Below are 26,049 nucleotides of genomic sequence, written 5' to 3'. Positions count from 1 at the left end.
ATGAGACGAGACCGGAAAGTAGTCGCCATCGGCGGAGGGACAGGGTTGTCCACTCTCGTTCGTGGGTTGAAACATTATCCGCTCGACATCACGGCAATCGTCACCGTCGGGGACGACGGCGGAAGCTCGGGACGTCTTCGTGACGAGTTTCATATGTTGCCTCCTGGCGACATCCGTAACGTCATTTTGGCGTTGTCGGAAGTTGAGCCGTTAATGGATAAGATTTTGCAATACCGTTTCGATACGGGATATGGATTAGAAGGGCATTCCCTTGGAAATTTGATGCTCACGGCAGCGACTCACATCTGTGAGGGTTCGTTCGTCAAAGCGATCGATGTCATGTCGCAACTCTTGAACGCACAAGGGAAAGTGTTGCCAGTGACAGAGACGCTCATGACCCTCGCCGCCGAGTTCGAGGACGGCACCATCGTCAAAGGGGAGTCCAAGATTCCGCTACATGAGCAACCGATCAAGCGTATGTTTTTACTCGAGGAAGGCATTGAACCGGCCCCGGGCGTCGTCGAGGCGATTGAATCGGCGGACGTCATCGTGCTCGGTCCAGGAAGCCTGTATACAAGTATCATTCCAAACCTTCTCATCTCGGCGGTGCGGGAAGCCATCATCCGCTCGAAAGTCCCGGTCGTCTATATTTGTAACGTCATGACGCAACCAGGTGAGACGAAAGGCTATGACGCGATGAAACATTTAAAAGTCATCGAGTCGTACCTTGGGAAGGCATCGATCGACACGATTGTCGTCAACAACGAGCCGATTGAAGAAGAGTATTTGGAGCGTTATCGTGAGGACGGGTCGGAAGAGGTCCGCTTCGATCGGAAGAAACTCCGAAACTATGGGACGAACGTTCTCGCTGGGGACATCGTCGATTATAACCGGGAGTATATCCGTCATGATTCCGACGCCATCGCCGGACTCGTCATGCAGCGGGTGCTCCGAATCAAGAAGCCACGTTCGTTTCAAGAATTGGAACTGAAATAAAGATTGTTGGAAAGACAGAAAGGAGGGGGACTCGATGAGCTTTGCATCAGATGTGAAGAAAGAATTGACACAACTTGAAGTGACTGACGCGGAAGCGAAGGCGGAACTGTCGGCACTCGTTCGGATGAACGGGGTCATCTCGCTCGCCCTAGGACGAGGCATGACCTTAGATGTCTCGACGGAGAACGCCTCGATCGCCCGTCGAATTTACTCGTTGATGAAACGTCTTTACGACCATCCGTTAGACTTGTTCGTACGGAAGAAAATGCGTTTGAAAAAGAACAACGTCTACATCGTCCGCGTGTCACAGCATGCGGAGACGATGCTTCGGGACCTTGAGATCCTCGGAGAGAATTACGAGATGATCCGGACACTGAACTCGGATATGACGGGGGACGAGAACTTAGCACGCGCTTACTTACGTGGTGCGTTCCTCGCCGGCGGGTCGATCAACCATCCGAAAACGTCGTCGTACCACCTCGAAATCTATAGCTTGTACGAAAACCATAACCAGGCGCTACGTGATTTGGCGAACCGATTCGAGTTGAACGCGAAGACGCTCGAACGGAAAAAAGGGCATATCTTGTACATGAAAGAGAGCGAGAAAATTTCAGATTTCCTCAAGCTGATCGGGGCGACCCGAGGTATGTTGGAGTTTGAAGACGCACGAATCATCAAAGATATGCGGAACTCCGTCAACCGTCTCGTCAACTGTGAGACGGCCAACTTGAACAAGACGGTCGGTGCAGCATTGCGTCAAGTCGAGAACATCAAGTTCTTGGAGCGGACGGTCGGGCTCGACGTCTTACCGAAAAAATTGCGGGAGATTGCTGAACTGCGTGTCACACACCAGGACGTTTCGTTACAGGAACTCGGGGAAATGCTCGAGTCCGGTCCGATTTCGAAGTCAGGAATCAACCATAGACTTCGTAAAATTGACCAGATTGCCGAGCGCGTACGTAGCGGGGACGAAATCGCATCCTCGTGATGCGGTTGCACCAAAACCATTCTTCCTATATAATAAGCAATTGTGTATAGGTTTTATGAATAGCGAATTAAAGGAGCTTCATCATTATGTCGAATGAAAAGAAAAGATTATCGCTCACGATCGACGCTAAGCTCGACCAGGTCATCACAGAGCGTGCCAAAGAAATCGGGATTCCGAAAAGTGCACTCGTCACGTTTGCCACAAGCCTCTTCTTGAACCAGCTTCGTGCAGAAGAGTTGTTGAACGGGGACAAGAACGCAATCTACGAAGTCATTCGTAAAGACTACGAGTTGCTCACGAGCGTAAAGAATCTAGATAACTAAGTAAAAGGTTGACTGCGGTCAGCCTTTTTTAGTTGCATCTCTCTAAGAAATTTGGAATAGTGGTGATAATGAATTGGAACGGAGGTCGATCAAATGGGTCAAATCTTACTCATCCTACTGCTACAACTAATCTACGTTCCGGTGTTGACGCTCCGGACGATCATGCTCGTGAAAGGGAAGACCGTCATCGCCGGTCTATTCGGAACGCTAGAGACGCTCATCTATATCTTCGCGCTCGGCATCGTGTTCCAGGATCTGACGACGGTCGGGATGATCGTGTATGCGGTCGGTTTCGGGCTCGGGATCTTACTTGGCGGTTTCGTCGAACGGAAACTCGCCATCGGTTACAACATGATCCAAGTCCATACGAAAGAATATCCGGCGGAGCTCATCCAACAGATGCGTGACAACGGATATGGGGTCACGCATTATCAAGGGCAAGGACGTGACGGGGTCCGTTACCGTCTTGACGTATTGGCGGCCCGCACCCGGATGAAAGAATTGCGTGAACTCGTCGAGAAACATGAACCGAAAGCGTTCCTCGTCGCATTTGACCCGATCGACTTCAAAGGCGGTTATATGATGAAAGGACTGCGTCGCCCGAAATGACGCACAAGACTCACGAACGTGGGTCTTTTTTTGTTGGAGTAGGGATTTTATCTCGTGACAGGGAACTAGTGAAGAAAGGGGATGAGACCGTGAAACGAAATCGGAGTGTGTGGATGATCTTACTATTTATACTTGTAGGGGCGGGTATCGTTTATTTCGCCATGACCTTATTTGGAGATGGAGAGGACGGTGTCAAACCGCCGCTCCCGACGGTTCGTGTCGGCTCGGTGTCTGCGGAAGTGGAACAATCGACGTACTGTTGGGAATCCGGCAATCAAGCGACGTGCGCCGATTACGGACTACCAGAAGCGGACGACCTTCAACTGATCACCGTCAAACCGGGCGACCGAATCGATGTCGTCTATCATGCAGAACCGATGACGTCGAGTTTCAATCGAATCGAGGATGGGGAACTCGTTCCTTCTGAACTCGTCGTTCCGGACAAGCCGGGCATCTATCTCTATGAAGTCGGCGGAGAGTGGTCGCAAGGAGATAGCCGATACGTCTTCGGTGTCCGGGTTCCTGAAAACTAATGGTTGACCTGCCTCTAAGGGATGGCTGTACAGTGAAAGTAGGAGGTGGGGAAACGGTGATACCAATCGGAAGAGTCGCGCATGTGACCGGATTGTCGGTCAAGGCGATCAAATTTTATGAAGCGCGCGGATTGGTCCGCCCGACGCGGACCGAGAATCAGTATCGAATGTACGGGATGGAAGAGATTCGACGGTTGAGCGAAATCAAACGATTACGTCAAATCGGACTTCGTCTCGAACAAATTCAATCGGGTCTACCGGTTGATACATTGTTAGAAACACGATTGGATGAAGTTCAAGTAGAAATCGAACGACTTCATCGAATCGAGAGGCAGATTCGATTGATGCAAGCAGGAGGGAACGACATGAAGATTAGATATGAGACATTGAATGAAGCCATTTCCGTCTATGGATATGGTGGTACGTTAGAGGAGATTCCGCATATGTGGGCCAAGCTTCAACCGGAACTGACGACGGACGAGTCGTACGGAGTCTGTCTCCCGCAGGAGAACGGTTATGTCGCGGGCATGACGAACCCGGTGTCGGGAGAAGATGCGCGTCGTGTCGAACTGACGGAAGGGAACTATATCGTCGCGACGGTGGAGGGAGGCATCCCGATGATTCCGTCGACGTATGAGCAGCTAGTAAACGTTCCAGACGTGACGCTACGAGACGCGGTCGACTTCGAGCGCTATATTCACGGGCAAGGGGGAGCGGACGACATCATTGAGATTTGGATGCCGATTGAATGAAAAAGACGTTTCCCGCTCAAACGGGAAACGTCTTTTGTGTGATTAACGTGTCATGACTTTGTCGATGAGACCGTAGTCTTTCGCTTGGTCAGCTGCCATGAAGTAGTCACGCTCTGTATCGCGCTCGATGACTTCAAGAGGCTGTCCAGTGTTTTCTGCCATGATTTGGTTCAACTTCTCGCGCATCTTGATGATGCGTTCTGCGTGAATCTTGATGTCTGACGCTTGGCCTTGTGTGCCGCCGAGCGGTTGGTGAATCATGATTTCTGCGTTCGGTAATGCGAAGCGTTTTCCTTTTTCACCGGCTTGGAGCAAGAAGGCACCCATCGATGCGGCCATTCCGATACAAATCGTCGACACGTTCGGCTTGATGAAGTTCATCGTGTCATAAATCGCCATACCCGCTGTGATCGAACCACCTGGGCTGTTGATGTAGAGTGAGATGTCCTTTTCTGGGTCCTCAGCTGCGAGGAAGAGGAGCTGTGCGACGATGGAGTTCGCGACGTTGTCGTCAATCGCACTTCCGAGAAGGATGATACGGTCTTTGAGCAAGCGTGAGTAGATGTCGTACGCGCGCTCCCCACGGCCTGTCTGTTCGATAACTGTTGGAATTAACATTGAATCTGCCTCCTTTATGTAGGTTGTAATTTCATCATACCTGTATAGTCAATGATGGTCAAACGATAGTCATCGTTTTTCACCTATTCCACGATTTTCTCGTTGTGAAACGAAAAAGAGGCCAGGCAATCTGCCTGACCTCTACATCTGATACACCCGGAGAGATTCGAACTCCCGACACCTGGCACCGGAAACCAGTGCTCTATCCCCTGAGCTACGGGTGCATATCTGTGACACGAATTTATTATACATTTGTTTTATTAAAAAAGCAATCCTGTTCGCATAGCTTTTTTGAGCGCGACGGAAGCGGGTTCGCTACAATAGAAAAGAGGGGGGGAGAACGATGCAACGGCAGGAGCAAAAACAAATTCAGCAACAACAGATGACGCAAGACCTCGTGCAGCGGTTACCGGTCCTTGAAGCGGATCGTCTCGCGCTCGTATTCCGGTTGGCGCGTCTTGCACGGCATAACCCGAACATTCACATCGGGAGCGGGGACGTCGATTGGATTGCAGATGCGGCGAGCTCGTTTGAGGAGAAGCTGTTCACACAGATTCATGAGGGTAGCGGCAGTGAGGATGAGAAAGTGTTGCGACGACAACTCGTCCTCTTGCTCGACCATCGGGGATTATTGCCGGATGCGAATGAGGTGTTGGCGACACGACTCGGTGTCGACGTCACTCGAATCGAACAGGCGAGGCAGGCGCTTTTATTTCTTGAACCGACGGGGATCGGGGCGAGAACAGAACGGGAGTGTCAATATCGACATGCGATCGAACATGAGGACCCTCGCATCGTCGATGTATTCGAAGCGATTGAGAGTGGGGTGAGTCCTCAACAGATGACGACTGCTCTTGCTATTTCAGAGGAGGAATTGGCAAGACTGGAACGAATCGTCGCGACACTTCCGAAACGTCCTCTATTATATGAAGAAACGGGTCACGTGTTTCCGGAAGTCGAGGTACGCTATGAAGAGGGGACACTCGTCACGACGTGGCTCAGTCCGGAACTCGACGAGTCGCGTGTCGGAAATGACCGTGAGGCGAAATGGTGGATGACGTCCCTTTCGATGCGGAACGAAACGCTGCGTGAGATTTGGTCAATCATTGAAGCACGTCAGACCGAGTGGCTCAAAGGGGAACTTGTCCTTAATCCGTTGACCCGACGTACGGTCGCGCAGCTCATCGGAAAACATGAATCGACGGTCGGACGAGCCATCCAAGGGAAGTTCGCCAAGACCGAGAGTGGCATCATGGAATGGCGACACTTTTTTGTTCGGTCTACAAGTCGCGGGCATTCACCATTTATGATTAAACGGACACTCGCAGAACTGATTCAACGAGAGAAGGCACCACAAAGTGATCAGGCGCTTGCGAATGAATTGATTCGATACGGTTATCAAGTGACCCGGCGGACGGTGACGAACTATCGGGAAGAGCTTGGATTCGGTAATTCGCGCGAGCGCGAGCGACAGGTATGGAAGGGATGACGAAAATGAAATTAACATTATATAAACGTGACAATTGCTCACTATGTGACGAGGCGGTCGTCATGCTCGAATGGTTACAGGAAGATTACCCGATCGAACTCGAACAGGTCGACATCACCGGGGATGAGGTGCTCGAGGCAAAGTACCTCTTTGAAATCCCCGTTCTCATACATGAAGGTGTGGTCATCAGTCAAGGGCGATATGATGACAACAAAGTTGAAGATTTTGTTAAGTATACGCTTACATCGAAAAAAAACGTTTGAAGGGGTTGCCAGACGGAAAAGTGATTGATAAGATGAACTCGTAGCGGTGGGACGCAAATAAAAAAGTGGGACAAAAGTTGTCCACACTGAAAGTCGAGGGGGTATGAGCATGATCCAGCAACTGATTCACGTTCAGAAGCAAATTGTCCCTGACCTGCTCGATACGCTCCGACATCGTTACGATATCTTACATTATGTCCGCTTGATGCAGCCGATTGGCCGCAGGACACTCGCAACGAGCTTGGGACTGACCGAACGGGTACTTAGACGAGAAGTCGACTTTTTGAAAGATCAAGGTCTTCTTTACGTCGCTACTCAAGGAATTTCCCTCAGTGAGACGGGACGAAACGTCTTACGAGACTTGCACGAGATCATGGGAGAACTTCTCGGAATCTCAGAAGTGGCAAGAGAGCTCGAAGAGAAATTAGGGGTTCGCCAAGTCGTCATCGTACCGGGTGACTCGGATGAGACATTCTGGGTTCAACGCGATATCGGACGGGCGGCGGTCACGCAACTAAAAGCGCGGCTCGCACCGGATGATAATGTGATTGCGGTAACGGGAGGAACGACGATGGCATCGGTCGCGGCGATGATGTCGCCCGATAAAAAAGAACGCCCGATGCATTTCGTGCCCGCACGTGGAGGTCTCGGCGAAACGCTTGAACTTCAGGCGAACACCGTCTGTTCACGCATGGCGGACCGGGCCCACGCAGACTATCATCTTCTACATATTCCGGATGAAGTATCACAAGAAACATTCGACCGGATGGTGGAGGAACCTAGCATCAAAAATGTGCTGGAAATGATTAGAGCGGCGCGAATTGTGGTACATGGAATTGGTGAGGCAGAAACGATGGCAAAGCGCCGTCACGCATCACCGGAGCATTTGCGGATGATTGAACGGCATGACGCCGTCGCCGAGGCATTCGGATATTATTTCAATGCTGAAGGTGAGATCGTCCATCGCGTCAAGACGGTCGGGATCCAACTCGAAGAGCTGGATGACATGGATACCGTCATCGCGGTTGCCGGAGGGAAATCGAAGGCACAGGCGATCGCCGCTTATGCGAAACACACGTCGAACATCATCCTCGTCACAGACGAAGGTGCGGCGAAAGAATTATTAACTTGTTATTAAAGAGTTGACCCCCCGTTGGCTCTTCAATAAATAGCTTCTACCCTAAGGAGGAAATTAACATGGCAGTAAAAGTTGGTATTAACGGATTTGGACGTATCGGTCGTTTAGCATTCCGCGAGATCATCAAAAACGAAGGAATCGAAGTTGTTGCAATCAACGACTTGACAGACACGAAGATGCTTGCGCACCTTCTCAAGTATGACACGACTCAAGGTCGTTTCGACGGAGAAGTTGAAGTACACGACGATCACTTCCTCGTAAACGGAGAGAAAGTGATCACGCTTGCTAACCGTAACCCTGAAGAACTTCCATGGGGAGACCTCGGTGTAGACATCGTTCTCGAATGTACTGGATTCTTCACTTCAAAAGAAAAAGCTGAGCTTCACTTGAAAGCTGGCGCGAAGAAAGTTGTGATCTCGGCTCCTGCTACAGGTGACATGAAGACTGTTGTTTACAACACAAACCACGACATCCTCGATGGTACTGAAACAGTTATCTCAGGTGCTTCTTGTACAACAAACTGCTTGGCGCCAATGGCTAAAGTACTTCAAGACCAGTTCGGAATCGTTGAAGGTCTCATGACGACAATCCACGCTTACACTGGCGACCAAAACACGCTTGACGCTCCACACCCGAAAGGTGACTTCCGTCGTGCGCGTGCAGCTGCAGCGAACATCGTTCCTAACACAACAGGTGCTGCGAAAGCAATCGGTCTCGTAATCCCTGAACTTCAAGGAAAACTTGACGGTGCTGCACAACGTGTACCAGTTGCTACAGGTTCACTCACTGAGCTCGTAACTGTACTCGACAAGCAAGTATCTGTTGACGAAGTAAACGCAGCAATGAAAGCAGCAGCGAACGAGTCGTTCGGTTACACAGAAGACGAAATCGTTTCTTCTGACATCGTTGGAATCACATACGGTTCACTCTTCGACGCGACTCAAACGAAAGTAATGACAGTTGGCGACAAGCAACTCGTTAAAACAGTTTCTTGGTACGACAACGAAATGTCTTACACTGCACAATTGGTTCGCACAGTTAAGCACTTCGCTAACATCGCGAAGTAATTTCGTGAACTAAATAGAATCAAATAGGAGCGGAAACAAGAGATTGTTCTCCGCTCTATTTATGAAATGACACGCACGACATATGGAGGCGAAAGTTATGAACAAACAGTCTATTCGTGACATCGATGTAAAAGGGAAACGCGTCTTTTGCCGCGTTGACTTCAACGTTCCACTCAAAGATGGCGTCATCCAAGACGAAACTCGGATCCAAGCCGCACTTCCAACGATCAAGCACTTGCTTGACGGTGGTGCGAAACTCGTCCTTGCGAGCCACCTCGGCCGTCCAAAAGGCGAGAAGAACCCTGAGTTCTCACTTGCTCCAGTAGCGAAGCGTCTCGCTGAACTCATCGGAAAAGATGTACCGCTCGTCGAAGAAGCATACGGTCCGGTCGCAGAAGAAGCGGTCGCTAACCTCTCTGAAGGCGATGTCGTCGTTTTAGAGAACGTTCGTTTCTACCCAGGTGAAACGAAAAACGACCCTGAACTTGCAAAAGGATTTGCAGCACTTGCTGACGTATACGTCAACGACGCGTTCGGCGCGGCTCACCGTGCACACGCTTCAACTGAAGGGATTGCACACCACGTGGACACAGCCGTTGCTGGTCTCTTGATGGAAAAAGAACTTGAAGTTCTCGGTAAAGCTCTTTCAAACCCAGACCGTCCGTTCACGGCAATTATCGGCGGGTCGAAAGTAGCGGATAAGATTGGGGTCATCGACCACCTTCTTGACATCGTTGACACACTCATCATCGGTGGCGGACTCTCGTACACGTTCTCGAAAGCACTCGGACACGAAGTCGGAACGTCACTCCTTGAAGAGGATAAGCTTGACCTCGCTCGTCAATTCATGAAGAAAGCAGAAGACAAAGGCGTGAAATTCTTGATGCCTGTTGACTGCGTCATCACGAAAGAATTTGGCGAAGAAACGTATGTCGGCCCAGTCGATATCGACTCGATCCCAGCGGATCACATGGGTCTCGATATCGGACCGAAGACAGTCGAACTTTACGCGGATGCGATTCGCGAATCGAAACTTGTCGTATGGAACGGACCGATGGGCGTATTCGAACTCGATAAATACGCAAACGGAACGAAAGGTGTCGCTCAAGCACTTGCGGACAGCGATGCATACTCAATCATCGGTGGTGGCGACTCAGCCGCTGCGGCAGCCAAGTTTGGTCTTGCTGACAAGATGAGTCACATCTCAACTGGTGGCGGCGCGTCACTCGAATTCATGGAAGGCAAAAAACTTCCAGGTGTCGAGGCGTTGAACGACAAGTAATTTAGAGGAGGGTTATCGATGCGTAAACCGATTATTGCAGGTAACTGGAAAATGAACAAAACACTCTCGGAAGCTGTTGCTTTCGTTGAGGAAGTGAAAAACAACATCCCATCTACTGACAAAGTAGATGCAGCGATTGGTGCTCCAGCACTTTTCCTCGCACCGATGGTAGAAGCAGCTAAAGGGTCAAACTTGAAGCTCGGTGCACAAAACATGTACGACAAAGATAGCGGTGCTTACACTGGCGAAATCAGCCCAGTGATGGTCGCTGACCTCGGCGTGACTTACGTCATCCTCGGTCACTCAGAACGTCGCGAGTACTTCGGTGAGTCGGATGCGTTCATCAACAGCAAAACGAAAAAAGCGTTCGAACACGGTCTTACGCCAATCGTTTGTGTCGGTGAAACACTCGAGGAGCGCGAAGGCGACAAGTTCGAAGAAGTCATCAAAACACAAGTCGAAGGCGGTCTAGCTGACCTTTCTGCTGACCAAGTCAAACAACTCGTCATCGCGTATGAGCCAGTTTGGGCAATCGGTACAGGGAAATCAGCGGACGAAGCAGACGCACAAAGCTCTTGTAAATATGTTCGCGACGTGGTGAAAGGTCTTTACGGTGAAGACGTAGCGGCTGCAGTACGCATCCAGTACGGTGGATCTGTAAAACCAGAGAACATCAAAGAGTATATGGCACAGGAAGATATCGACGGCGCACTCGTCGGCGGTGCTTCACTTGAAGCCGCTTCGTTCCTCAAATTGTTGGAGGCGATTTAAATGGCTAGACCAGTCGCACTCATCATTTTAGATGGTTTCGGGATGCGTGACGAATCGTTCGGAAACGCAGTCATGGCTGCGAACAAACCGAACTTCGATCGCTACTGGGAGCAGTATCCACATACGCTCTTAAACGCAAAAGGCGAGTACGTCGGTCTTCCGGAAGGACAGATGGGGAACTCGGAAGTCGGTCACTTGAACATCGGTGCCGGCCGAGTCGTCTATCAGTCACTCTCACGCGTGAACAACGCAATCAAAGACCGTTCGTTATTCGACCGTCAGGCGATGAACCATTTGGCAGGTCATGTGAAGAAACATGATTCGAGCCTCCATATCATGGGTCTCGTATCAGATGGCGGGATTCACTCGCACATCAATCACATGTTTGCCATCGTTGAGTTCGCAAAACTCCACGGCATCGAAAAAGTGTACATTCACGCGTTCACGGACGGCCGTGACTGTGATCCGAAATCAGGAGCTGGTTTCCTCAAAGAAACAGAAGAAAAGCTTGCTGAACTCGGTGTCGGTCAAGTCGCTAGCGTGTCTGGTCGCTACTATGCCATGGACCGCGACAACCGTTGGGAGCGCGTCGAGAAAGTATACGACGTCCTCGTAAACGGTAAAGGCGAAGTTGGCACGGACCCAGTCGAAGTTCTCAAGAAGTCTTACGAGAACGATTTGACGGATGAGTTTGTGTTACCAACTGTCATCGAAAAAGATGGAAAGCCGGTCGCGACAATCCAGGACAATGATGCCATCATGTTCTTCAACTTCCGTCCGGACCGGGCGATCCAACTCGCAAAAGTGTTCAAAGAGAAAGTCGGCTTCAAAGGCTTCGAACTCTCAAGCAAACACCCAGAGAACATCTTGCTCGTCTCGATGACGAAGTTCTCGGATGAGGTCGACACGGATATCGTCTTCCCACCGGAAGATTTGAAAAACACACTCGGGGAAACGCTCTCTGCACAAGGGTACAAACAACTCCGTGCTGCAGAAACAGAGAAATACCCACACGTCACGTTCTTCTTGAACGGACAAAAAGAACAACCATTCGAAGGTGAGGATCGTCTCCTCGTCCCTTCACCGAAAGTCGCGACGTACGACTTGCAACCAGAAATGAGCGCATATGAGCTCACAGACGGTTTGCTCGAGCGTATCGAGTCAGATGAGTATGATGCATACATCATCAACTTCGCAAACCCGGATATGGTTGGTCACTCAGGGAAGCTTGAGCCGACGAAGAAAGCGATCGAAGCGGTCGACGAATGCCTCGGTAAAGTAGTGGACGCATTACTTGCTAAAGGTGGCGCGGCCATCATCACAGCGGACCACGGGAACGCGGACATCGTCACGAACCCGGATGGCTCACCGATGACGGCGCACACGACGGAACCTGTTCCATGTATCGTCACAAAAGAGGGAGTCGAACTGAAACCAGTTCTCGACGGCGCACTTTGCGACCTCGCCCCAACGCTTCTTCACCTTCTCGGTGGAGAGCAACCAGCTGAAATGACTGGTTCGTCAATCGTTACAAAATAATACAACTATTTTTCAAACGAAAAGGAGCGATTTTTCATGTCAATGATTACAGAAATTTACGCACGCGAGATTTTAGATTCACGCGGTAACCCATCAGTAGAAGTAGAAGTCTTCACAGAAGACGGCGGTTTCGGCCGTGCCCTCGTCCCATCAGGCGCATCAACAGGTGAGCACGAAGCAGTTGAGCTTCGCGATGGCGACAAGTCACGTTACCTCGGTAAAGGTGTCTTGAAAGCAGTTGCGAACGTGAACGACACGATCGCACCAGAACTCATCGGCTACGATGTATTCGACCAAAACGCAATCGATGCGAAAATGATCGAACTCGACGGTACGCCAAACAAAGCAAAACTTGGTGCAAACGCAATCCTCGGTGTATCGATGGCAGCAGCTCACGCAGCAGCAGATGAGCTCGGTCTCCCACTTTACACATACCTTGGTGGATTCAACGCGAAGACACTTCCAACACCAATGATGAACATCATCAACGGTGGTTCGCACGCGGACAACAACGTGGACTTCCAAGAGTTCATGATCATGCCTGTTGGCGCGCCTACATTCCGTGAAGCGCTCCGTATGGGTGCTGAAGTATTCCACGCCCTCAAATCAGTTCTTTCTGGTATGGGTCTTAACACAGCTGTCGGTGACGAAGGTGGTTTCGCACCAAACTTGAAGTCTAACGAAGAAGCGATCACAGTTATCCTTGAAGCGATCGAAAAAGCTGGTTACAAACCAGGTGAAGACGTCTACCTCGCAATGGACGTTGCCTCTTCTGAGTTCTACGACAAATCAACTGGTAAATACGAACTCGCTGGCGAAGGCAAGTCACTCACAACTGCTGAGCTTGTAGACTTCTACGCTGAGCTCGTTGACAAGTACCCAATCCTCTCAATCGAAGATGGTTGTGACGAAAACGACTGGGATGGCCACAAGCTTCTCACAGACAAAATCGGACACAAAGTTCAACTCGTTGGGGATGACCTCTTCGTAACGAACACATCTAAACTTGCTGAAGGTATCGAAAAAGGAATCGCAAACTCGATCCTCATCAAAGTTAACCAAATCGGTACGCTCACAGAAACATTCGACGCGATCGAAATGGCTAAAAAAGCTGGTTACACAGCAGTCGTCTCACACCGTTCTGGTGAAACAGAAGACGCGACAATCGCAGACATCGCTGTTGCGACAAACGCTGGACAAATCAAAACTGGTTCACTTTCACGTACAGACCGTATCGCGAAATACAACCAACTTCTCCGCATCGAAGACATGCTCGGCGATGTAGCGAAATACGACGGTATCAAGTCGTTCTACAACCTTAAAAAATAATTGATTGATTGTTTCAGGCTCGCCAATCGGCGGGCCTGTTTTTTTGTGTGGAATAACCGTTTAATCGACGGTGGGAAAACTGATCGGTCGTCAACCCGTCTTGCGGCACCGATGCTTTCTGCAGGCAATCCACGGAGCCTCCTCGCGCTTATGCGCTTGCGGGGTCTCCGCGAGATTGCTTTCCTGCAAGAGTCACGGTGCCGCTTCGACGGGCGTGAACGCTCGGTGTCGAACCTCCTCGTGCTGTATACTGAACGTGACTGATAAAGGGTAGGGGGAGATTGGATGGATCAATCGAATGAACAAGAAAAAAGGTTGAGCGGTGGGAACGTGTCAACTGTCTATAAAAAGGGAATTACGTCTATCGCACTCAAAAGGAAGGCAGCGAGCGTATTCATCGATGGTTACGTCACTTGGAGGCAAAGCAACTTTCCGGAGTGCCGCATTTTATTGGAATCGATGATCGAGGAAGAGAAGTGTTAACTTACTTGGAAGGAGAAACCGCAGACTATCCTTTGAAGTCTTACATGTGGTCCGATGAGGCAATTCAAGACGCGGTTCGGCTGATGCGTCAGCTACATGACGCGACAGCGGATTTCGAGTGGGGATCGGAGTGGCCTCCACTCGACAATACACCACAACCGTTCGAGGTCATCTGTCATAACGACTTCGCTGTCTACAATACAATTTTCCATGAAAGAAAGGTAGCGGGAGTCATCGATTTTGACTTGGCTGCACCGGGACCGCGGGCTTGGGATATCGTCTACGCGCTTTATACGTTCGTTCCGCTCAGTCGTCGTCATCAAGCCGAAACGGGAGAAGTCATCTATTATGATGCCGATCGAGATGATGCGATCTATAACAAGCGTGTATCTTTGTTTCTCGAAGCCTACGGTTGGGATCAAGCGGAGGTCGACTTGTTCGACATGTTGCAACGACGCATCGAAGCGCTCTGTCTGTTGATGAAACGAAAAGCTGCGGAAGGAGACCTCGCCTTCCAAAAGATGATTGACGAAGGACATTACGATCATTACCAAGAGGAACTTCGGTTTATTCGAACGCATGGACAGAAGTGGTTCTGAAACAATCTGAAGCGGGAATATAGAAAATGAAGCATGAATGGGGAGGCGATTTTCGTGATGATGCTCGGATTTCTTTTCTTGGTATTGCTCATTGGATTCGGCATATGGTACTATCTCAAATCGCACCGGAATGACGATTGGTCATGACAACATTGTCATGACCTCTCTTTTGTGTCTGTTTGCACAAAATTTGGGTATACTCTCTACATAACGAGTAAAGGAGCCCATGCTTATGACGCGAGTACGTAAAGCCATCATCCCAGCCGCCGGTCTCGGCACCCGCTTCCTTCCCGCCACGAAAGCCATGCCAAAAGAAATGTTGCCGATCGTCAACAAGCCGACCATCCAGTTCATAGTCGAGGAAGCCGTCGCTTCAGGCATCGAGGACATCATCATCGTCACGGGGAAGAACAAACGGGCGATTGAAGACCATTTTGACCGTGCGCTCGAACTGGAACAGAACCTCGAATCGAAAGGGAAGACGCGCTTGCTCGAATCGGTCCGACATTCCTCGAATTTGGCGAACATTCACTACATACGTCAACAGGAGCCAAAAGGTCTCGGTCATGCGATTTGGTGCGCCCGGAAGTTTATCGGAGACGAGCCATTCGCCGTCTTGCTCGGGGACGATATCATCGAATCCGATGTGCCGGCGACGAAGCAGTTGATCGACCAATATGAGGCCCACGATCGTTCGATCATCGGGGTGCAGCGTGTCCCGTATGAAATGACGAACCGATATGGTATAATTGACCCGCTTGCCGTCGAAGGGAAGCTCATCCCGGTGCGGACGTTCGTGGAGAAACCGCCCATCGATGAGGCCCCGTCGAACTTCGCCATCCTCGGTCGCTATATCTTGAAACCGGACGTCTTTGAGGCGTTGGCGGGACAAGAGGCGGGAGCCGGGGGCGAGATTCAATTGACGGATGCGATCGCACGCTTGAATGAGGCGCAGACGGTCTTCGCCTACGAATTTGACGGTCGACGTTACGACGTCGGAGAGCCGATCGGGTTCGTCGAGACGACGATTTGCCACGCGCTCAGCGATCCTGATTTAAAAGATGACGTCCATGCCCTATTGAAACGGCTCGTGGACGAACTTGATCAACAGTAAGGTGTGTTATTTTTGAAAACAATGCTTATGGTGTGTCAAAACTATTATCCGGAGATCGGCAGTGCCGGCAACCGGATGCAAAACATTACGCATTTGATGAAACAGCGCGGGTATGAAGTCGAGGTCATCACGGCCGCTCCTTCGTACCCGAGCTTTGATATGTACCAGGACGACCGCTTCTGGAACGACCAAGAGTTGAACGACCAACCGTTCATCAAGCGACTCATCACGAAGAAACGGAAGCATACGTCCAACATGGTCAGTCGTCTCTTCCTGTTCCTCGAACAGATGGTCAAAGGAATCCGGGAAGTCCGCAAGCTCGAATTGAAGCCAGACGTCGTCTTTGCGACGACCCCTTCTTTTTTTATGGCGTTTGTCGGTGCTTACGCGAAACGAAAGTATCGCGTCCCGTTCATCTTGGACGTCCGTGATCTTTGGCCAGAATCGGTGAAAGGGGTCGGCGTCTTCAAGTACGATTGGGTGCTCACGCCAGCGTTTTGGATGGAGAAACGGCTGTACCGTGTCGCCGATGAAGTCATCATCAACTCGGAAGGATTCCGCAGCTATCTTCGTCAGCGCGGTGTGCCGAACGAGAAGATTCACTACATGCCGAACTCGATTCGGGAAGCGGAGCGCACGCTCGAGCGGACGATTCCACCGGACGACCGGATGGAGATCTTATACGCCGGGAACATGGGTCTTGCCCAAGATGTGTCGTTGTTACTCGAACTTGCCGAACGATTCCGGGACGAGCCACGGATCCATTTCAAATTGATCGGCTACGGCTATCGGAAAGAAGAGTTGAAGCAGACGATCAAAGACCGTGGCTTCCAAAACTTCTTGTTCCTCGAGGCGATGCCACGGACAGAGGCGTTTCAGGCGATTAAAAATGCGGACGTCGCATTCGTCAGTCTGATCGAGCAAGAAGTGTTCGATACGGTCATCCCTGGGAAACTCATCGACTATATGGCGGTCGGCAAACCGATTGTCGCAGCAGTGTCAGGCCATGCGGCGAATGTCATTGAAGCGGCGGAAGTCGGCTACGTGTCACGGAAACGTGACATCGATGAGATCGAGCGAATCCTGCGGAAGCTCCTCGACCGACCGGATTTACGGGAGGCACTCGGGGCGAACGGGATTCGTTACGTCAAAGAGAATTTATGTTGGGAAGAGAATATCGACGTGTTAGATCAAGTCGTACAACAGTTAGTGATGGAGGAAACACGATGAAGTCAGTATGTATGTTTGTATGGAACCATTTTACGAATGATGCGCGCGTCCTTCGTGAGTGCTCGGCACTCGCCGAGGCAGGCTATGAAGTCGATTTGATCGCGCTTCAAGATCCGAAAAATAAAGAGCTTCCAAAAGAAGAGATGCGTCCGGAAGGCTTCCGCGTCATCCGCGTGAAGCGTCAACCTTCGATTCTCGTCAACGCGCTCAAGTTCGCGAAGAAGACCTATCAATGGGTGAGCGAGAAGCGGACCCGCCAAATCGGTGCTGGACTCGTCGGTGCCGGGTTGTTCCTACTCGCGCCGATCACGATGCTCGCACTTGGAGCGGCCGTCGGGACGGTCTTGTTGCCGCAAGTGCGTAAGCAAATCGTCAATGCGAGTGCGATGCTCGAGATGGTGTTCGCTTCGACGAAAAAATCGTATGACTTTTACCATGCGAACGATTTGAACACGCTCCCGCAGGCACTCCTCGCCGGGAAAGTGTTCAACAAAGGTCGGATCGTCTACGACTCGCACGAGGTACAAACGGACCGTACGGGTTACGGCTATATTCAAAGTAACCTCGAGGGCTGGCTCTTGCCGTTCGTCGATACGATGATGGTCGAGAACCATACGCGAGCGGCGCACAACGAAGAGTTGTACGGATTCTATCCGTACGTGCTCCACAACTATCCGTTCTACCGTCCGCTCGACTTCTCGCTCCGTAAGGACTTGCATGCGCTTCTCGACTTACCGAAAGACGAGAAGATCCTCTTGTATCAAGGGGGCATTCAAGCGGGACGCGGTCTCGAACAGCTCGTGCTCGCTGCGAAAGACTTCAAAGAAGGGACCCTCGTCATGATCGGGGACGGGAAGCTCAAACCGACGATTCAACAGTTGATCGAGACGGAAGGGGTCGGCGACCGCGTCAAGATGATTGACAAAGTACCGGTCGAAGCGTTACCTTACTATACGATGAACGCCTATTTAGGCTTCCAAGTATTGAACAACGTCTGCTTCAACCATTACTCGGCCTCGTCGAACAAATTGTTCGAGTATTTGATGGCCGAAGTACCGGTCGTCTCATGCGACTTCCCTGAAATCGAACGGGTCGTTGCGGGGAACGATGTCGGGGTGCTCGTCGATTCGCATGATCCACAATCGATCGCGGACGGCGTCAACCGGATGATTGAAGACCAAGCACTCTATGCGCGTGTCAAAGAGAACACGAAGACCGCGCGTGAGAAATATAACTGGGATTTGGAAAAAGAGGCACTCTTAAACGTCTACGCGAACGCCGCGGAGCGCAAGTTGCCGATTATGAAAGACGGTGCGCCAAAGCCAGTACAATCTTAAGACTGCGGCTTTTGCCGCGGTCTTTTTTCTATGGAGGGAGGACATTTATGAAACGTCAACAACAACATCTATTGCGCCAACAAGTATGGCGCAAGCTACAAACCATCTCGGTGAAGGACATCGCCTGGATTATCGCGGGCTCTTTCATTCTCTCGTTCGGGGTCAACTACTTTACCGTACCGAACGACTTCTCGGAAGGTGGCCTGCTCGGGGTCACGATCATCCTGTACTACGTCTTCGGCTGGGACCTCGGGCTCACGTCGATCATCGGGAACGGGATTCTCTTTATCGTCGGCTATAAGCTGCTCGACCGTCGGACAATGGTCTATTCGGTCATCGCCGTCATCGCGACGTCATTCTTCCTCAGTCTGACACATGACTGGGGCAGCCCTGCCGAGGACAAACTGCTTGCGGCCGTCTATGCCGGAATCATGATCGGGGTCGGGATCGGCATGGTGCTCCGTGTCGGCGGGACGACCGGCGGGGGTGTCATCATCGCCCGACTCATGGAGCGCTATCTCCACTTGAGTGTCGCCGTCTCGATGTTCATCATCGATGCGATCGTCGTCGCGACATCTGGCTTCTTCTTAGGGGAACAAGTCGTTCTCTATACGCTCATCGCGATCATCATCGGCTCGTGGGTCATCGATCTCGTCGCGGAAGGTCTCAACATCCGCAAGGCCGTCACGATCATCAGCGATAAGCAAGAAGAGCTCGCTGTCGTCTTGACGGAGACGCTCGGACGCTCGGCGACGATCATCCATGGACATGGTTACTACACGAAGCAGGATAAGAACATGTTGTATATGATCGTCGACAAACGTCAGATCGCGCCACTCAAAAAAATCGTCCAAGTAACGGACGACCGCGCCTTCGTCGTCATCCACCAGGTGAAGGAAGTCATCGGCGAAGGGTTTAGCTACCCGTCCCGATAATTTGAATGCTGGTGTTTTATTGATAACTTCTATATAATAAAAGGCGTGTAAATAGAAGGAGGAACTGACTACTATGCAAACGATCGCTACAATCAGCCTACTTGTCGTGGCTGTCTTATTGATTGTCGTCGTACTGCTCATGTCAGGTCGGTCGCAAGGTCTTGGAGCGATTGCAGGTGGCGCGGAGCAGTTGTTCGGACGCCAGAAAGCACGCGGCTTCGATGCTGTTTTGAACCGAACTGCAGCTGTACTAGGCACTTTGTTTTTCATTTTAGGATTACTAGTCGCATCATTATGATGATAAGGCTGATCGTTCTCGATTTTCACGTGAGGCGGTCAGCTTTTGTTTTTTCGATTTATTTTTTGGGAATAATGTAGATACGAGGAGATGACAGATCAAATGAAAGTGACAGCACCAAAACCGTTCTTCTTCGAGGGCGGAAAACGTGCCGTGTTGATGTTACATGGCTTCACTGGATCGAGCGCGGATGTCCGCATGCTCGGTCGCTTCCTTCAAAAAGAAGGATACACATGTATGGGACCGATCTATCGTGGTCATGCCGTCCCACCGGAAGAATTACTCCAATATGGACCAGAAGACTGGTGGGAAGACGTGTTGGACGCCTACCAGACGCTCGTCGACAAAGGTCATGAGGAGATCGTCGTCTGCGGACTCTCGCTAGGTGGCGTGATGTCGCTCCGTCTCGCCGAGGAGAAAGACGTCAAGGCGGTCATCCCGATGTGCGCACCGACGGGAATCGATGCCGAGGACCGCTTGTATAAAGGAGTCCAGGCATATGCCCGAGAATATAAGGGTAGAGAAGAAAAGTCGCCGGAACAGATCGAGCAGGAGATGGCAGCGTTCAAACCGATGCCAACCTTGAAAGACCTCCGTGCCTTCGTCCGCGACACGGCGTCGAAGCTCGAGGACATCTTCGTCCCGACACTCGTCGTCCAAGGCGCCAAAGACAACATGATCGACCCGGAATCGGCGAATCAAATTTACGAGGCGGTCAACACGTTCCAAAAAGAGTTGCTCATCTACGAGAACTCGGGACACGTGATCACACTCGACAAAGAAAAAGAGAAACTGCACCAGGACGTGCTCGATTTTCTCGAAACGTTAGACTGGTCAGTCTAAGAAGGAGGTGTCACGTTGAATTTACGTGACCAATTACTAGAGATCTTACAGGCGAGCGAGAAACCGCTCTCTGTCGATCAACTGACCGAGCGATTACAGCTCGCGTCGACGGATGACTTTAAAGAGCTCATTCGCACATTGAATGCCCTCGAGGAAGAGGGCGCCATCGGCCGGACGCGGACGAACCGTTACGGGACGCTCGCCACGCTCGGACAAGTCGCGGGAATCATCTCGATTCATCAGCGCGGCTTCGGCTTCTTGTCGGTCGAAGGGGAAGCGGAAGACGTGTTCTTGCCGCCCGACCAACTGAAGGACGTCTACCATGGCGATACGATCCTCGTCAAAAAACGCGAGGACAACCGTGGCAAGACGGAAGGGATTTTATTGAAAGTATTGAAGCGCGGACTCTCCGAGTTCGTCGGGACGTATACGCTCCCGAGCGGTCGACTCGACCAGTTCGCCTTTATCGAGCCGGATGACAAACGCATCAACTTCTGGCCGGTCGTCAACCCGGACAAATCACTCGGTGCCGTCGACGGACATAAAGTCGTCGTGCGCATCACGAAGTATCCGGACGGACGCTTCGCCGGTGCCTGTGACGTCGTCCGCATCATCGGGCATAAGAACGACCCTGGCGTCGACATCTTGTCGATCGTCTATAAACACGGCATCCCGACGGAGTTCCCAGAGGACGTGATCGCTCAGGCGAACGCGGTACCGGACGAAGCGGACGAGAAAGACTTCATCGGTCGCGTCGACCTTCGTGACGAGACGATCTTCACGATTGACGGCGAAGATGCGAAAGACTTGGACGATGCCGTCCACGTCAAGAAACTCGATAACGGGAACTACGAGCTCGGTGTTCATATCGCCGATGTCTCGCATTACGTGAAAGAGGGCTCACCACTAGACGTTGAGGCGCTCGAGCGCGGGACGAGTGTGTATCTCGTCGACCGCGTCATTCCGATGTTGCCGCACCGACTCTCGAACGGGATCTGTTCCCTCAACCCTCACGTCAACCGCTTGACGCTCAGCTGCGTAATGGAGATTTCTCCGCAAAACGGGAAAGTCGTTCGCCATGATCTGTTCCCGAGTGTCATCAAGACGACGGAGCGGATGACGTATACGAACGTCCGTGAGATCATCGAACGTGATGACGAAGAGACATTGAAAAAGTACGAACCGTTCATCGGTGAGTTCGACCTCATGGCCGAGCTCGCGGAAGTGCTTCGGAAACGTCGTAACTCGCGCGGTGCCATCAACTTCGATTTCGCTGAGGCGAAGGTTGTCGTCAACGAGGAAGGGAAGCCGGCAGATATCGTGCTTCGTCCACGTTCGGTCGCCGAGAAGTTGATCGAGGAGTTCATGCTCGCGGCCAACGAGACGGTTGCGGAACACTTCCACAAGATGGACGTGCCGTTCATCTATCGTGTCCACGACAATCCGAAACCGGACAAGCTCGACTTCTTCTTCGACTTTGTCGCAAACTTCGGTGTGCATATTGAACGCATCAAAGGACAGACGGTCGAACCGAAGACGCTTCAAAAGATTTTGAAGGCAATCGACGGAGAACCGGAAGAGCCGGTCATCAGTACGATCATGCTTCGTTCGATGCAACAGGCGAAATATGACGACGTCTCGCTCGGTCACTTTGGACTCGCGACAGACTTCTATACGCACTTCACGTCACCGATTCGTCGTTATCCGGACTTGATCGTCCACCGTCTCATGCGCACGTACGTCTTCAACAACGATTTGTCGGAGAAGACGATCGCGAAGTACGAGGACCGTCTCGGGGCGATCGCCGAACAGGCATCGAAACGGGAACGTCGCTCGGTCGACGCAGAGCGCGAGACACAGGCGCTCAAGAAAGCCGAATACATGGAAGCCCATCTCGGTGAAGAGTTCGATGGTGTCGTCGCCGGCGTCACGAACTTCGGGATGTTCATCGAGCTTCCGAATACGATCGAAGGGCTTGTCCGTCTCCAGTCGATGGATGACTACTACCACTTCGACGAATCACAGCTCATGTTGCTCGGCGAGCGGACGAAACGTCAATTCCGCATCGGGGACGCCGTCCGTGTCAAAGTCGACGCCGTCAACTTAGACGAGCGGACAATCGACTTCACGGTCGTCGGCATGCCGAAACGGGAACCGTCAAGCCGTCGCCAACCGACGACAATCAAAGCGAAAGGCGGTCGTCCGAAGAAGGACGAGAAAGACCGTCGTGGCGGTCGCGGTCGGGACGACAAGAAGAAGCGCGGCAAACCAGGAAGACCTGGGAAGCCGGGCAAACCAGGTGAGAAACCGAAACGAGACGGGGAGAAGTCTTCCCAAGGCCGTTCGGCACTCGACCTGAAGAAGAAAGACAAGCACAAACGAAAAGGCGACGCCAAACGAGGTGCGAAGAAACGTCGCTGACGGGGAAGGGCTCGTCCCTTCCTCCGTATCTTGTAGATAAAGGACTGAATGTGTATGGCCAAGAAGAAAGATTCGAACGCACTCGCCCAAAACCGCAAGGCGTCCTTCGATTATGCGATCGAAGATACGATTGAGGCGGGCATGGTGCTCACAGGGACGGAAATCAAATCGGTCCGTCAATCGAAGATCAACATCGCGGATGCGTACGTCCGGTTCGATGGGGGCGAGGCGACGCTTCACAACTGTCATATCAGCCCGTTCGAACAGGGGAACCGCTTCAACCATGACCCACTCCGCGTCCGAAAGCTATTGTTGCATAAGAAGCAGATCAATCAGCTCATCGGGGCGTCAGGGCGTGATGGCTACACGATTATCCCGCTCAAGGTGTATATCAAGAACGGGTTCGCCAAGTGCCTGCTCGGCGTCGGAAAAGGGAAGAAGAAGTACGACAAACGTGAGGACTTGAAGAAGAAAGACGCGAAGCGTGACGTCGACCGTGCGATGCGCGATCGGCAAAAATACTGACAACGGATCCTAATTGTGGTATACTAAACAGAGTACCAATTACCACCTCGGGGACGTTATGGATTCGACGGGGGTAGGTCGGTCGTATGTGGCGTGTCGAGGGGTCGGCCTCGTTAAAACGCAAACGCCTATAACTGGCAAAACTAACACACAACTCGCAGCAGCCTAAGTGCCCTGCGGATCCTGACATCCATCGCTTGTGTGGATGACTTTCAGGGTCTCAAACTAAGCAAGCTACGCTTCAACCTCGCCGTCTGAGGGCGCGAAGAAGAGATGAAACAGACTGGATGCGACAACGCCTGTTTATCGGCAGTGTCACATCGAGATTCAATAGATAAACTACACACGTAGAAGCATACGTTACGATGCCTTCGGACGCGGGTTCGACTCCCGCCGTCTCCATTTTGAAGCAGTCTGTAACGACTGCGATCAATGATTTTCATGAAGACCTTCTAATTTCATTGAGATTAGAGGGTCTTTGCTTTTGATTGAAGCCATGAAGAAAGGAAGGTGAAACGCATGGGAAAATATCAATTAGATAAGAGAAGCAAAGTAGCTGCGGCGAAGTACCAAGACGGCAAAAAGCCGACTGTCTCGAACAAGAAAGAACGATTGAACCAGCTTCGTGAAGCATATTTGCAGAAACAACAAGAGAGGAAGTGATCTGGTGAAGGATTATTGAGTACCTGCTCATTAATCCTTTTCTTTTGGGGAGCGGACACCGGTTATTAGGTTTTTGATGAGAATCAAGGGATTGATCATCTTTTTGTTGAATAGAAACTATGAGTTGTTTTTTGAAAATCGTCAAGTAATTATACATACCAAAGGAGGAGTTCACATGTCTAAAAAATCGACGGAATTGATTGTGAATGGCGTCAAAAAATATGGTCCGACAGTAGGCAAACTTGCATTAAAACATAACAAAGAAATCATGGGGGCTTTAGGATCAATCAATTTAAAGAAACGACCGAAGAACCCTGATGACTCGGAGCAAAGCCCTAAAAAAGTCAAGAACAAGCATCCGCGAAAGCAACGGTATCAGTACTATTTAACCGAAGTGACACCTACGCTAGACACTCGAAATCGAGATGAGTTGTTCCAATATAGATTAGAAGTGGAGCAATGCATTCAACAAATCAAAATGGAACAAGCACAAGACATCGTCATCAAAAAACAAATTCATGAGGGGCGAATCAAAGAGTGGGAATCCATTCTCTCTCTCATCGTGAGTCAAATGACCATCAAGGACTATATGGAATTTTTAAGACTCTTTAACAATCCAGAGTATCAAAGTGATTATTTCGCGGGCTTTGAAGGGGATGTGGAGAAGTTCAAAAAATTGAATACGGTCGAACAGTATGATGCGCTCGTTCAGTATGTTCATGAAAAGACAATGATTGATATCGAACAAATCAAAAGAGAGTTTTCTGCTCCTGTTTGATGTGTGAGATCCACTTCTTTTCTGCATTCGTTATAATCAATAGTGTAATGGATGGAGGTGGAGTCGTTGGGATGGGATTTAAGTGTCGCTGAGGCGAAAGATGTGTATTTAACCGAATCAGACCTATGGCGCTTTACACAACAATTTCTGATGAACGCTTCTCATACGACGACGTACAAACACGTATTGATGAAGGTGTTACTGGAATGTACGACAGAATTGAATGAATCAGGTGTCGTGTCATTTCATCAGATTGCCAAACATGTGACGAAAATCTATTGGAATCTCATCGTCAAGCATGGGCTGACACAGATGAATCAACTAGGGAAGCAGAGCGCTGTTGAAAACGTGATGGTCTCCTTTCAGAAAGAACACAACATTCCGTCAGATTGGAACTTTGACCGTTTACCAGAGCATCAACAAAATCAATTGATTCGGAACGTGAATCAGTTTTATAAAAAATACGTATACGGTTCTTTCTATCGCTCTTTTAACGAAACGATTTACTCTTTCAATCGAAAAGAAGAATGGATTCAACTCGTTCCAGCGTATGTCGTTTTCTTTGAAAAATATAAGCGTGTTCTCATGAACGTGACAAACTATCAGTTAGCCATCTTTTTAGAAAAATACAATTCCCAAGATGCGATGGAACGAATCTTGAGCAAGCTGGAGTTTGTGTCTGCCCGTCAGTCGCTTGAGGAGTTTAAACAAATTTTATTAAGTCACGGGCACTCAATGTGCTTCTATTGCCTAAAGCCTGTAAAACAAATTCACGTGGATCATTTCATTCCTTGGTCTTATATGCAAAATGATGTCTTATGGAATTTTGTGCTGTCATGCCCGACATGTAATACGAGTAAAAATAATCGATTAGCGAATATCGATTATCTCTACAATTTGGTAGAACGAAATCATGAACTGCGTACGGCAGAATACATGTCTACATACAAAGAATCGAAACTCATTCATTTGTATCACTATGCCGTTCAAAATGGATTTGAAAACAATTGGGCTCCGAAGACATGAAAAGAGTCGAACCTAATTAAACAGGTTCGACTTTTGTTTTAGTATTCACTATAGTTGAACAGCATAGACATCAGCACATCACTTTTAACTTTCACTTGAA

28 protein-coding genes, 1 tRNA gene and 1 other RNA gene are annotated in these 26,049 nt (G+C 50.4%); 28 read left to right on the top strand and 2 right to left on the bottom strand.

All coding sequences use genetic code 11. From position 1 onward, the window contains the following. From KNO68_RS07225 to KNO68_RS07200, 6 genes are all read left to right on the top strand, one after another. On the top strand, positions 1-996 hold the full coding sequence (locus KNO68_RS07225; RefSeq protein ID WP_078147307.1) for a gluconeogenesis factor YvcK family protein: 996 nt from the start codon (positions 1-3) through the stop codon (positions 994-996). A gap of 34 nt (positions 997-1,030) precedes the next feature. Beyond that, positions 1,031-1,984, top strand: coding sequence for a DNA-binding protein WhiA (whiA, locus tag KNO68_RS07220; protein ID WP_012726921.1), 954 nt, complete (start codon positions 1,031-1,033; stop codon positions 1,982-1,984). Positions 1,985-2,070: 86 nt separating this feature from the next. Beyond that, positions 2,071-2,307, top strand: a complete 237-nt coding sequence (locus KNO68_RS07215; protein WP_012726920.1) for a hypothetical protein — start codon at positions 2,071-2,073, stop codon at positions 2,305-2,307. Positions 2,308-2,400: 93 nt separating this feature from the next. Then, positions 2,401-2,916, top strand: a complete 516-nt coding sequence (locus tag KNO68_RS07210; RefSeq protein ID WP_012726919.1) for a DUF2179 domain-containing protein — start codon at positions 2,401-2,403, stop codon at positions 2,914-2,916. A gap of 89 nt (positions 2,917-3,005) precedes the next feature. Next, complete coding sequence (locus KNO68_RS07205) at positions 3,006-3,449, top strand: hypothetical protein (protein WP_240499841.1); 444 nt, start codon at positions 3,006-3,008, stop codon at positions 3,447-3,449. 56 nt (positions 3,450-3,505) lie between these two features. Then, complete coding sequence (locus tag KNO68_RS07200) at positions 3,506-4,201, top strand: MerR family transcriptional regulator (protein WP_168169853.1); 696 nt, start codon at positions 3,506-3,508, stop codon at positions 4,199-4,201. 42 nt (positions 4,202-4,243) lie between these two features. On the opposite strand, the gene clpP is transcribed toward KNO68_RS07200, so the two are convergent. Both clpP and KNO68_RS07190 read right to left on the bottom strand, forming a co-directional pair. Beyond that, the gene (gene clpP, locus KNO68_RS07195) at positions 4,244-4,819 is read right to left on the bottom strand and encodes an ATP-dependent Clp endopeptidase proteolytic subunit ClpP (RefSeq protein WP_012726916.1); all 576 of its coding nucleotides are present in this window, start codon (positions 4,817-4,819) and stop codon (positions 4,244-4,246) included. Between the two features lie 151 nt (positions 4,820-4,970). Then, positions 4,971-5,043: transfer RNA gene (locus KNO68_RS07190), tRNA-Arg, on the bottom strand. Positions 5,044-5,162: 119 nt separating this feature from the next. On the opposite strand from KNO68_RS07190, the gene KNO68_RS07185 reads away from it, so the two are divergent. The 22 genes from KNO68_RS07185 (at position 5,163) to KNO68_RS07085 (ending at position 25,949) form a co-directional block, all read left to right on the top strand. Then, positions 5,163-6,308 carry an RNA polymerase factor sigma-54 gene (locus KNO68_RS07185; protein ID WP_214683876.1) on the top strand — a complete coding sequence of 382 codons (1,146 nt, stop codon included), beginning with the start codon at positions 5,163-5,165 and terminating at the stop codon, positions 6,306-6,308. A gap of 5 nt (positions 6,309-6,313) precedes the next feature. Then, positions 6,314-6,571 (top strand): glutaredoxin family protein, encoded by a 258-nt coding sequence (locus KNO68_RS07180; RefSeq protein WP_047795086.1) that lies wholly within the window; start codon positions 6,314-6,316, stop codon positions 6,569-6,571. A gap of 109 nt (positions 6,572-6,680) precedes the next feature. Beyond that, entirely contained in the window at positions 6,681-7,709 is a 1,029-nt protein-coding gene (locus tag KNO68_RS07175) for a sugar-binding transcriptional regulator (RefSeq protein ID WP_012726913.1), read from the top strand. Between the two features lie 59 nt (positions 7,710-7,768). Further along, entirely contained in the window at positions 7,769-8,776 is a 1,008-nt protein-coding gene (gene gap, locus KNO68_RS07170) for a type I glyceraldehyde-3-phosphate dehydrogenase (RefSeq protein ID WP_012726912.1), read from the top strand. Between the two features lie 97 nt (positions 8,777-8,873). Continuing rightward, positions 8,874-10,058 (top strand): phosphoglycerate kinase, encoded by a 1,185-nt coding sequence (locus KNO68_RS07165; protein ID WP_078147303.1) that lies wholly within the window; start codon positions 8,874-8,876, stop codon positions 10,056-10,058. 18 nt (positions 10,059-10,076) lie between these two features. Then, positions 10,077-10,829 carry a triose-phosphate isomerase gene (gene tpiA / locus KNO68_RS07160; protein ID WP_078147302.1) on the top strand — a complete coding sequence of 251 codons (753 nt, stop codon included), beginning with the start codon at positions 10,077-10,079 and terminating at the stop codon, positions 10,827-10,829. Continuing rightward, positions 10,830-12,368 carry a 2,3-bisphosphoglycerate-independent phosphoglycerate mutase gene (gpmI, locus tag KNO68_RS07155; RefSeq protein WP_012726909.1) on the top strand — a complete coding sequence of 513 codons (1,539 nt, stop codon included), beginning with the start codon at positions 10,830-10,832 and terminating at the stop codon, positions 12,366-12,368. A 36-nt stretch (positions 12,369-12,404) separates the two neighbouring features. Beyond that, entirely contained in the window at positions 12,405-13,697 is a 1,293-nt protein-coding gene (gene eno / locus KNO68_RS07150) for a phosphopyruvate hydratase (RefSeq protein ID WP_012726908.1), read from the top strand. Positions 13,698-13,982: 285 nt separating this feature from the next. Then, entirely contained in the window at positions 13,983-14,180 is a 198-nt protein-coding gene (locus KNO68_RS15100; protein ID WP_353047360.1) for a hypothetical protein, read from the top strand. Continuing rightward, the gene (locus tag KNO68_RS07145) at positions 14,174-14,779 is read left to right on the top strand and encodes a phosphotransferase (protein ID WP_353047361.1); all 606 of its coding nucleotides are present in this window, start codon (positions 14,174-14,176) and stop codon (positions 14,777-14,779) included. The genes KNO68_RS15100 and KNO68_RS07145 overlap by 7 nt, the downstream gene beginning before the upstream one ends. A 232-nt stretch (positions 14,780-15,011) precedes the next feature. Then, positions 15,012-15,893, top strand: a complete 882-nt coding sequence (galU, locus tag KNO68_RS07140) for a UTP--glucose-1-phosphate uridylyltransferase GalU (protein WP_078147301.1) — start codon at positions 15,012-15,014, stop codon at positions 15,891-15,893. Positions 15,894-15,914: 21 nt separating this feature from the next. Continuing rightward, complete coding sequence (locus KNO68_RS07135) at positions 15,915-17,123, top strand: glycosyltransferase family 4 protein (protein WP_251026342.1); 1,209 nt, start codon at positions 15,915-15,917, stop codon at positions 17,121-17,123. Then, positions 17,120-18,460 carry a glycosyltransferase gene (locus KNO68_RS07130; RefSeq protein ID WP_078147299.1) on the top strand — a complete coding sequence of 447 codons (1,341 nt, stop codon included), beginning with the start codon at positions 17,120-17,122 and terminating at the stop codon, positions 18,458-18,460. The genes KNO68_RS07135 and KNO68_RS07130 overlap by 4 nt, the downstream gene beginning before the upstream one ends. Before the next feature lie 47 nt (positions 18,461-18,507). Continuing rightward, positions 18,508-19,395 carry a YitT family protein gene (locus tag KNO68_RS07125; protein WP_012726903.1) on the top strand — a complete coding sequence of 296 codons (888 nt, stop codon included), beginning with the start codon at positions 18,508-18,510 and terminating at the stop codon, positions 19,393-19,395. A 73-nt stretch (positions 19,396-19,468) separates the two neighbouring features. Further along, entirely contained in the window at positions 19,469-19,693 is a 225-nt protein-coding gene (gene secG / locus KNO68_RS07120) for a preprotein translocase subunit SecG (RefSeq protein ID WP_012726902.1), read from the top strand. 102 nt (positions 19,694-19,795) lie between these two features. Then, positions 19,796-20,536, top strand: a complete 741-nt coding sequence (locus KNO68_RS07115; RefSeq protein ID WP_147538047.1) for an alpha/beta hydrolase — start codon at positions 19,796-19,798, stop codon at positions 20,534-20,536. Positions 20,537-20,551: 15 nt separating this feature from the next. Beyond that, positions 20,552-22,957: a ribonuclease R gene (gene rnr / locus KNO68_RS07110; protein WP_214683878.1), complete on the top strand. Its 2,406-nt coding sequence runs from the start codon at positions 20,552-20,554 to the stop codon at positions 22,955-22,957. Positions 22,958-23,011: 54 nt separating this feature from the next. Beyond that, complete coding sequence (gene smpB / locus KNO68_RS07105; protein ID WP_012726899.1) at positions 23,012-23,482, top strand: SsrA-binding protein SmpB; 471 nt, start codon at positions 23,012-23,014, stop codon at positions 23,480-23,482. A gap of 49 nt (positions 23,483-23,531) precedes the next feature. After that, positions 23,532-23,887, top strand: a transfer-messenger RNA (tmRNA) gene (gene ssrA / locus KNO68_RS07100). A gap of 114 nt (positions 23,888-24,001) precedes the next feature. Continuing rightward, the gene (locus tag KNO68_RS07095) at positions 24,002-24,145 is read left to right on the top strand and encodes an alcohol dehydrogenase (RefSeq protein ID WP_214683880.1); all 144 of its coding nucleotides are present in this window, start codon (positions 24,002-24,004) and stop codon (positions 24,143-24,145) included. Between the two features lie 175 nt (positions 24,146-24,320). Next, positions 24,321-24,923 (top strand): hypothetical protein, encoded by a 603-nt coding sequence (locus KNO68_RS07090; RefSeq protein WP_078147297.1) that lies wholly within the window; start codon positions 24,321-24,323, stop codon positions 24,921-24,923. Between the two features lie 66 nt (positions 24,924-24,989). Continuing rightward, positions 24,990-25,949 (top strand): HNH endonuclease signature motif containing protein, encoded by a 960-nt coding sequence (locus tag KNO68_RS07085; protein WP_168169852.1) that lies wholly within the window; start codon positions 24,990-24,992, stop codon positions 25,947-25,949. Positions 25,950-26,049 lie beyond the last annotated feature (100 nt).

The sequence above is a fragment of the Exiguobacterium sp. s75 genome (assembly GCF_018617145.1).
Taxonomy (GTDB): domain Bacteria; phylum Bacillota; class Bacilli; order Exiguobacteriales; family Exiguobacteriaceae; genus Exiguobacterium; species Exiguobacterium profundum.
Note: the sequence above shows the minus strand (reverse complement) of the source record. Positions and strands in the feature narration are given on the sequence as shown.